The 7,064-nt window shown below is 41.2% G+C and carries 8 protein-coding genes; 3 read left to right on the top strand and 5 right to left on the bottom strand.

Going from position 1 to position 7,064, the window contains the following annotated elements; genetic code table 11:
* Positions 1 to 228: 228 nt before the first annotated feature.
* The 3 genes from trxB to B4F08_RS10775 all read left to right on the top strand — a co-directional run bounded on the left by trxB (position 229) and on the right by B4F08_RS10775 (position 2,838).
* A complete protein-coding gene (gene trxB / locus B4F08_RS10785; RefSeq protein ID WP_291374363.1) occupies positions 229 to 1,182 on the top strand; it encodes a thioredoxin-disulfide reductase in 954 nt (317 codons plus the stop codon).
* An 87-nt stretch (positions 1,183 to 1,269) separates the two neighbouring features.
* Entirely contained in the window at positions 1,270 to 2,001 is a 732-nt protein-coding gene (gene aat, locus B4F08_RS10780; protein ID WP_086208216.1) for a leucyl/phenylalanyl-tRNA--protein transferase, read from the top strand.
* 21 nt (positions 2,002 to 2,022) lie between these two features.
* Positions 2,023 to 2,838, top strand: a complete 816-nt coding sequence (locus B4F08_RS10775) for an arginyltransferase (protein ID WP_086208217.1) — start codon at positions 2,023 to 2,025, stop codon at positions 2,836 to 2,838.
* A gap of 26 nt (positions 2,839 to 2,864) precedes the next feature.
* Here the strand turns inward: B4F08_RS10775 and rimI are convergent, their stop codons facing one another.
* The 5 genes from rimI to B4F08_RS10750 form a co-directional block, all read right to left on the bottom strand.
* Positions 2,865 to 3,323, bottom strand: a complete 459-nt coding sequence (rimI, locus tag B4F08_RS10770) for a ribosomal protein S18-alanine N-acetyltransferase (protein ID WP_119064998.1) — start codon at positions 3,321 to 3,323, stop codon at positions 2,865 to 2,867.
* 104 nt (positions 3,324 to 3,427) lie between these two features.
* Positions 3,428 to 4,309 (bottom strand): metal-dependent hydrolase, encoded by an 882-nt coding sequence (locus tag B4F08_RS10765; protein WP_291374362.1) that lies wholly within the window; start codon positions 4,307 to 4,309, stop codon positions 3,428 to 3,430.
* A gap of 246 nt (positions 4,310 to 4,555) precedes the next feature.
* Positions 4,556 to 4,777 carry an alpha/beta fold hydrolase gene (locus tag B4F08_RS10760; protein WP_291374361.1) on the bottom strand — a complete coding sequence of 74 codons (222 nt, stop codon included), beginning with the start codon at positions 4,775 to 4,777 and terminating at the stop codon, positions 4,556 to 4,558.
* Positions 4,778 to 4,878: 101 nt separating this feature from the next.
* On the bottom strand, positions 4,879 to 5,184 hold the full coding sequence (locus tag B4F08_RS10755; protein ID WP_291374360.1) for a hypothetical protein: 306 nt from the start codon (positions 5,182 to 5,184) through the stop codon (positions 4,879 to 4,881).
* Between the two features lie 52 nt (positions 5,185 to 5,236).
* The gene (locus B4F08_RS10750; RefSeq protein ID WP_291374359.1) at positions 5,237 to 6,721 is read right to left on the bottom strand and encodes a flavin-containing monooxygenase; all 1,485 of its coding nucleotides are present in this window, start codon (positions 6,719 to 6,721) and stop codon (positions 5,237 to 5,239) included.
* Positions 6,722 to 7,064 lie beyond the last annotated feature (343 nt).

Below are 7,064 nucleotides of genomic sequence, written 5' to 3'. Positions count from 1 at the left end.
AACGTCATATTATGCACCTCTTCTCTATAAAAAGATGCACTATTCTTAAATGCTTTATGTATAGCGAGTAGATGATTTATCCACTTTTACCCGCTCTACACCGCATATTTCTTCTATATAGCTCAAAACGATTTATATGATCAATAATATCGACATTGAACACACACAACTGTTATAGAGTTTCACGTATAATTCCACAAATTTCTAAATAAAAAAAGGATTCTACGTATGAGCGCTCGTCACTCACGTTTGATTATTCTCGGTTCAGGCCCTGCAGGTTACAGCGCTGCGGTATATGCTGCGCGTGCCAACTTAAAGCCGACATTGATTGCAGGTATCCAACTCGGTGGTCAGCTCACCACAACGACTGAAGTGGATAACTGGCCGGGTGACCCTGAAGGCTTAACAGGCCCTGCACTGATGGAACGTATGCAAGCACATGCGGAACGTTTTGGTACTGAAATCATCTACGATCATATCAATGAAGTCGATCTTTCTGTACGTCCATTCGTCCTTAAAGGTGATATGGATGAGTTCACCTGTGATGCACTGATTATTGCCACAGGTGCAACTGCTCAGTACCTAGGTCTTGAATCTGAAGCTGCTTTTATGGGTCAAGGCGTGAGTGCATGTGCAACCTGTGATGGTTTCTTCTACAAAAACCAAAAAGTCATGGTTGTGGGTGGAGGCAATACTGCCGTTGAAGAGGCGCTGTATTTGTCTAACATTGCATCGCATGTGACTTTGGTTCACCGTCGTGATTCATTGCGTTCTGAAAAAATTCTTCAAGATCATTTATTTGAAAAAGAAAAAGAAGGAAAAATCAGCATCATTTGGAATCACCAAGTCGATGAAGTGTTAGGTGACAACACGGGCGTAACCGCAGTTCGCTTAAAATCAACTCAAGACGAATCGACCCAAGACGTTGATGTACAAGGTTTATTTGTTGCAATTGGTCATAAACCAAACAGTTCAATGTTTGATGGTCAATTGAACTTACGTGATGGCTATATCCAAGTTCAAAGCGGTACATCTGGTAATGCCACCGCTGCTTCTGTCGCAGGTGTATTCGCAGCAGGTGATATTGCAGATAGTGTTTATCGTCAAGCAATCACTTCAGCAGGTTCAGGCTGTATGGCTGCACTAGATGCGGAAAAATATTTGGATGCTTTAGGCGAATAATCTAAGCCTTTAAAAAAGACCGCCCACAATGGGCGGTTTTTTTATGTATGATCTAAGGGTCATTTTTTATCATGTTTCGACTTTACTATGCAGCAGTTACCGCCTTCTGAGTATATCTTTCCCGATCCGCTTGAAGTTGACCCCGAGGGTGAAGGCTTAATTTGTATCGGTGCAGACCTCTCCCCGTCTACCCTGTTTGAGGCTTATAGCCATGGTCTCTTTCCATGGTTCTCCGCAGGTGAACCCATTTGCTGGTGGAGCCCTGAACCACGTTGCATCATCCGACCGCAGGATTATCAGCCCAGTAAAACCCTACTTCGTAGCATGAAAAAGCAAGATTATCGCATCACCATCAATCAAGCTTTTGAACGGGTGATCCGTGCCTGTTCACTGCCACGTAGCTATGCCAATGACACATGGATCAGTGAAGATATTATTGAGGGTTATTGTGACATGTTTGATGCAGGCTATGGCTATAGTGTCGAGGTTTGGGATCAAACACGCTTAGTCGGAGGGCTTTATGGTGTCAGCATCGGCAAAGGTTGTTTTGGGGAGTCTATGTTCAGTACCGAAACTGATGTTTCAAAAATGGCATTTTATACACTGATGTTGATTGGACGTGAAAATGAACTACCTTGGATCGACTGCCAATTGGTCAATGATCATCTGTTGAGCCTCGGTGCTTGTACACTTTCTCGTCAAACCTACTTAAAATCGTTACAAGATGTTGTAAATCAACCTGCTATTGATTGGAAAATATATCAGGAGGGTGTATTTTCAAGTAAAACAATAGCGCAGAATGCGCGACTGATTGAATAAAGAATAATAGAGGGATTTACTATGAATTCGTATCACCCGAAGTCCCTACTGAATGATTTACAGTATTACATTACCCCACCGCATGACTGTAGCTATCTAGAAAAAAAGTCAGCTCGGATGGTGTTCCTCGATCCAGCACATCGTATTGATGTGGTTACACTGTCCGAACTTTCTCGTGTCGGTTTCCGTCGCAGTGGAGATTTTGTCTACCGCCCAGAGTGTCATCTGTGTCGACAGTGTTTGTCTAGCCGTGTACCTGTACGCGAATTTAAAATGAATAGCAGTCAAAAAAAGGCATGGAAACGCAACCAAGACCTTACTTTAAAGATTACTCGCACGGCAGATGCCACTAAAAAGCATTATGACTTATATGAGCGTTATATCTTTAAACGCCATGCCGATGGAGATATGTTCCCACCTAGTCGTGACCAATTTGATAAATTTCTCGTGCACAGCTGTACTGATAGCTTTTTCCTAGAACTATGGAAAGAAGACCGCCTCATCTGTGTTTCGACTTGTGACCCTTTAGATGATGGCTTATCTGCGGTCTACACGTTTTTTGACCCCGATGAAAGCAAACGCTCACTGGGGGCTTTTGCCATCTTAAAACAAATTGAGCTTGCTAAAGCACGTGCTTTACAGTTTGTGTACTTGGGTTACTGGGTACCACACTCAGAAAAAATGAACTACAAATCGCAATATTTGCCTTTAGAGCTACTCATTGATGGCCAATGGCGTCGACTCAACCACAGTCTCAGTACAGAAGAAGTCGAGCAATTGGGAAACTCATTAATGACCACCCTACCTTCGGGCTGGAATAATGCCATTATTAAATAGTCATCGTATTCAATTCAACTTTTCGATTATTTAAACAGTTCGGCAAAGTCATCACTGCACGATTTCACCATAATAATGGCATGCTCACGAGTCCCATCGGGTTTAGGATAATAATTTTTCCGCAGATCAATCTGATGAAAACCCGACTTTTCATACAATGCAATGGCCGCCTGATTGCTCTCACGGACTTCTAAAAAGACTTGCAGTGGGTTGTTTTTGAGTTGTGCCAATGAAGCATCGAGCAGTTGATAACCCAGCCCTTTGCCTTGCTGACTCGGATGAATAGCCATCAACAGTAAATTGGCTTCATCAAGTACAGGTTGCAGGATACAAAATCCGACCACCTGCCCCGCCTGCTCAATCACGGTACTCTGATAAGACTGGATTGACTCTTGAAACTGTTGCAAGCTCCAAGGATGGGTTTGAACTAAACGCTCAATCTGAACGACTTGATCTAAGTCTGCAGTGTGCATTAAACGAATCATCTTCGTTTATCTTTCTAAAATAAGGATGCAGCATTATAAAAAATTTGTAGCTAAAATCGAATACAAAAATGAGCGATTTATATCGCTCAAAGTGTCAATACAACTTAAAAACCTAACTTTGCTTTCCACTTTTCCAGTAAAGCATCGGTATCGTGGTCATTGGGGTGAAAACCGGGTTTGAAATACATCATCATTTCACGCCCCATCCCCGTTATAATGCCTTTCGATGGGCTATATCCATAGGTATAAATATCTTTTAATGCCGCCATGTTCAACAGTTTGTCTTGTCGCAATAACCGAAATACGAAATACGACTGTACAAGGAACAGAATTGCCATTGCTGCAACCAAAGAACTGGTTCTTAAAAGATATGCTTTTAAGCCTTTACCAAAAACGCCTTCAAAAACATCATAAGCCACTGCTTTATGTTCATTTTCTTCAATCGCATGCCATAACCACATGGTTTTCATGGTTTCATCTGTCATGAGTTCTTGGATATGTTTATTGACCAACAGTTGGGAGGCAATCGTTGCAGTAAAATGCTCTAACGCTGTAGTTGCGGTTAAATCGACCATTTCTTGAGTGATGCCCACAGGTTTACCTAAAAAAGCAAATACTTTACGCGTGGTCTGAATCGCACGATCAGTATAGTGATCAAGGGTTGCCACATCATGTCCATATTTTTGTGCTGAAGCATTAAAGCCTTCATGCTCTTGCGTATGCATCGCCTCTTGACCAATAAAGGCTGAAATTTCCTTTTGCAGTTCAGCATTGTCTTTGATTGCTGGATGCTGGCGTACGGCACGGACACTGTCGATAAAAAACATCTCACCTGCTGGAAAGAGTGCCGATAACGCTGTCATAAAATGGGTCAGCCCTGCCGAACCATTCATCCAATATTCAGGCACATTTTCAAACTCAAAGTTCATTCGACGTACAGGGAAACTCGCGCCTGCGCGATTGGTAATTTTTACCTTGGCATTCATCTTTCAGCTCCTATGAACATCCGATAAAGATATTCAATCCTTATATTTATTCTGTCTTTTTATCTTACGTGATTAGGCTCTGCCCATAAGTGCAGTTAAGGTCAGCAAAATATCAGTTTAGGACAGTTTTAGAGCTAAATTGTTAGACAATCCACCCCACACCCAGATCCACCTAAAGATAGAAAGTTAGTACAAACAAAGATGATGAGCATAAAAATAAGGCATTAGGCCTCATTTTTTATGCTGCTACTGCACCAAGTGCACGGGAACTTTTTCCTTTAAAAAGCCGATTTGCAAAGCAATATTCTTTTCAAAAACTTCACCTGAGCAAAGTTCAAAATGATTACTTTGCAGCATGTAATAGCGTGCATTTGGCATTTTATGGACCGCCGCACGTATTGCTGTTTCTGGAATGACTGTATCGTTTTGCCCTGAAATCACCAAAATTGGCATATTCAATTTATGCACGGAACGAATCGGGTTATATAATGGTACCTCTAAGAAGATACGGGCCCGAGTTTTGTTTTCCCCCAGTTCGCATTCTCGGGAAGTTGCGACAGATAACCCTCTCAGGCATCTGCTGTGGTCATGGCCGCATCATCCTGCACATGCCCAACAATTGGACGATAAACGGGTTTATCGAGCAAGCCACCCATCAAGTCACAAAGACCAGCAACACTCAAACAGGCCAATTTTGCCAGTGGAACACCTTTCAAACTGGATAAACCACTGACAAGCGCTGCTTGAAGTAATACTGCACAAATTTCTGGATGATTGGCTGCAGTTTGAATCGCATGCCCACCCGAGAAAGAATACCCCCACCACTCATAAAACTTAATTGTTTTATATTCATGCCCATATTCCCTTTTCGGCAATTAATTTTGGCGCATGTCTTCATCTACAGCATACGCCAAAGCCTTCCCCAACTTATGCTGCCTTCACTTTTCCTTTAGGCTTCTCTAAAACAACTGACCAAACCAGATTCGGACTATCAACGGATTGGTTAAACATTTCTGTATCTTTTTCAAGATTATGGCTAACAAACCATTCGGAAGACTTTCCTTGACGCGGCAAGACCCAATCCCCTCGTTGTACATAACCCGATTGCATGCCATATACGATACTATGCTCTGTCTTCTCATTAATTGGTGCAACCGCTTTAACAGCAGCCATTTGACGAATATCCAATTCATTGATTAAGCGACAAATATAATCACACGCTAAATCAATTTTGAGTGTCCAAGGCGCATTGGTATAACCAAATAAGTACGCAAAATTAGGAACATCCTGAATTAATGTTCCTCTATAACTCATTTTTTCATTCGGTTTAATCTGCTCTTTATCGACCGAAATTTGAATCCCCCCAAGCATCTGCAACTCAAGGCCTGTCGCACTTACAATAATATCTGCATCAAGCATTTCACCTGATTTCAACAAAATACCCTTTTCGGTAAAACACTCAATATGATCTGTTACAACAGAAGCTTTACCTTCGCGAATTACAGCAAATAAATCATTATCTGGAATAGCACAAAGACGCTCATCCCAAGGCATATATTTCGGTGTGAAGTGGGACATATCATAGTGCTCACCCAACGCTTTTTGCGCATTTGACAGCAAGAATGAGCGCATTTTATTTGGGAAACGACGTGATAATTTATAAATACCACGCTGCATAAAGATATTACGCTTACGGAAAATTTTATACACCAACTCTTCAGATAAGACTTTTCGGCAGGCATCAACCAATTTGTCGGTATTTGGCACATTAATCACATAACTTGGAGAACGCTGCAACATCGTGATATGCGCCGTCTCATTTGCCATCGCAGGAATTAAGGTCACCGCAGTTGCGCCACTGCCAATCACCACCACACGTTTGTTTTTATAATCTAAGTTCTCTGGCCAGTGCTGCGGATGTACAAATTGCCCTTTAAAATTTTCCAAACCTTGATACTTTGGCGTATAACCTTGATCGTGGTTATAATAACCTGTAGCGGTGATCAGATAATTACAACCAAATTGACATACTTCGCCCGTTGCCTCATCTATCGCATCTACCGTCCAACGATTGGTTCGAGTGGAAAAATTTGCTGAGTTAATTTTAATACCGTACTGAATTTTCTGATCAATACCAAATTTTTCAGCAGTGTCTTTTAAATAGCTTTTTATGGACTCTCCAGCAGCTAAAACTTGATTACTATTCCAAGGGCTGAACTTAAAGCCAAAACTAATCACATCTGAGTCAGAGCGGATTCCAGGATAACGAAAAAGATCCCACGTCCCGCCTAAAGCCTGACGACGTTCTAAAATAGTAAATGATTTGTGCGGGCTTTGTTGAGTTAATTGGCATCCCATACCAATACCCGAAAGCCCTGCTCCGATGATGACGACATCATATTCCTTTTGCATTTTGCATCTCCTTGTCGCTTTTGTATTTTTCTTCCATTTATACTAATTCTTATGAAAATTAAAACTTGACATAATGAGACAGATATTTAACTCTAGGAGACAGGCTTAATAAGGGATAAGAATTGAATTTACACCTTCTTTACAGCACATAAGCAACTAATTTATATAATTTTTATTAAAAACAATCGTAAAACAAAACCATCTTATTACTAAATAAGTTTCATAAAAGCTTATCAATATTGCACTGCGGCAATAACTAACAATCCAACAAACAAAACATCTAACTAGATGCCATAAAAAAAGCGCCCCAAAGGGGCGCTTTTTCACACAATCAGATGATTAT

The organism is Acinetobacter sp. UBA6720, assembly GCF_002454215.1.
Lineage (GTDB): Bacteria > Pseudomonadota > Gammaproteobacteria > Pseudomonadales > Moraxellaceae > Acinetobacter.
This window is presented reverse-complemented; position numbering and strand designations above follow the sequence as displayed.

Excerpts from the sequence above, each read along its gene's own strand:
- trxB (WP_291374363.1), top strand. The coding sequence starts at position 229 with ATGAGCGCTCGTCACTCACGTTTGATTATTCTCGGTTCAGGCCCTGCA.
- aat (WP_086208216.1), top strand. The coding sequence starts at position 1,270 with ATGCAGCAGTTACCGCCTTCTGAGTATATCTTTCCCGATCCGCTTGAA.
- B4F08_RS10775 (WP_086208217.1), top strand. The coding sequence starts at position 2,023 with ATGAATTCGTATCACCCGAAGTCCCTACTGAATGATTTACAGTATTAC.
- rimI (WP_119064998.1), bottom strand. The coding sequence starts at position 3,323 with ATGATTCGTTTAATGCACACTGCAGACTTAGATCAAGTCGTTCAGATT.
- B4F08_RS10765 (WP_291374362.1), bottom strand. The coding sequence starts at position 4,309 with ATGAATGCCAAGGTAAAAATTACCAATCGCGCAGGCGCGAGTTTCCCT.
- B4F08_RS10750 (WP_291374359.1), bottom strand. The coding sequence starts at position 6,721 with ATGCAAAAGGAATATGATGTCGTCATCATCGGAGCAGGGCTTTCGGGT.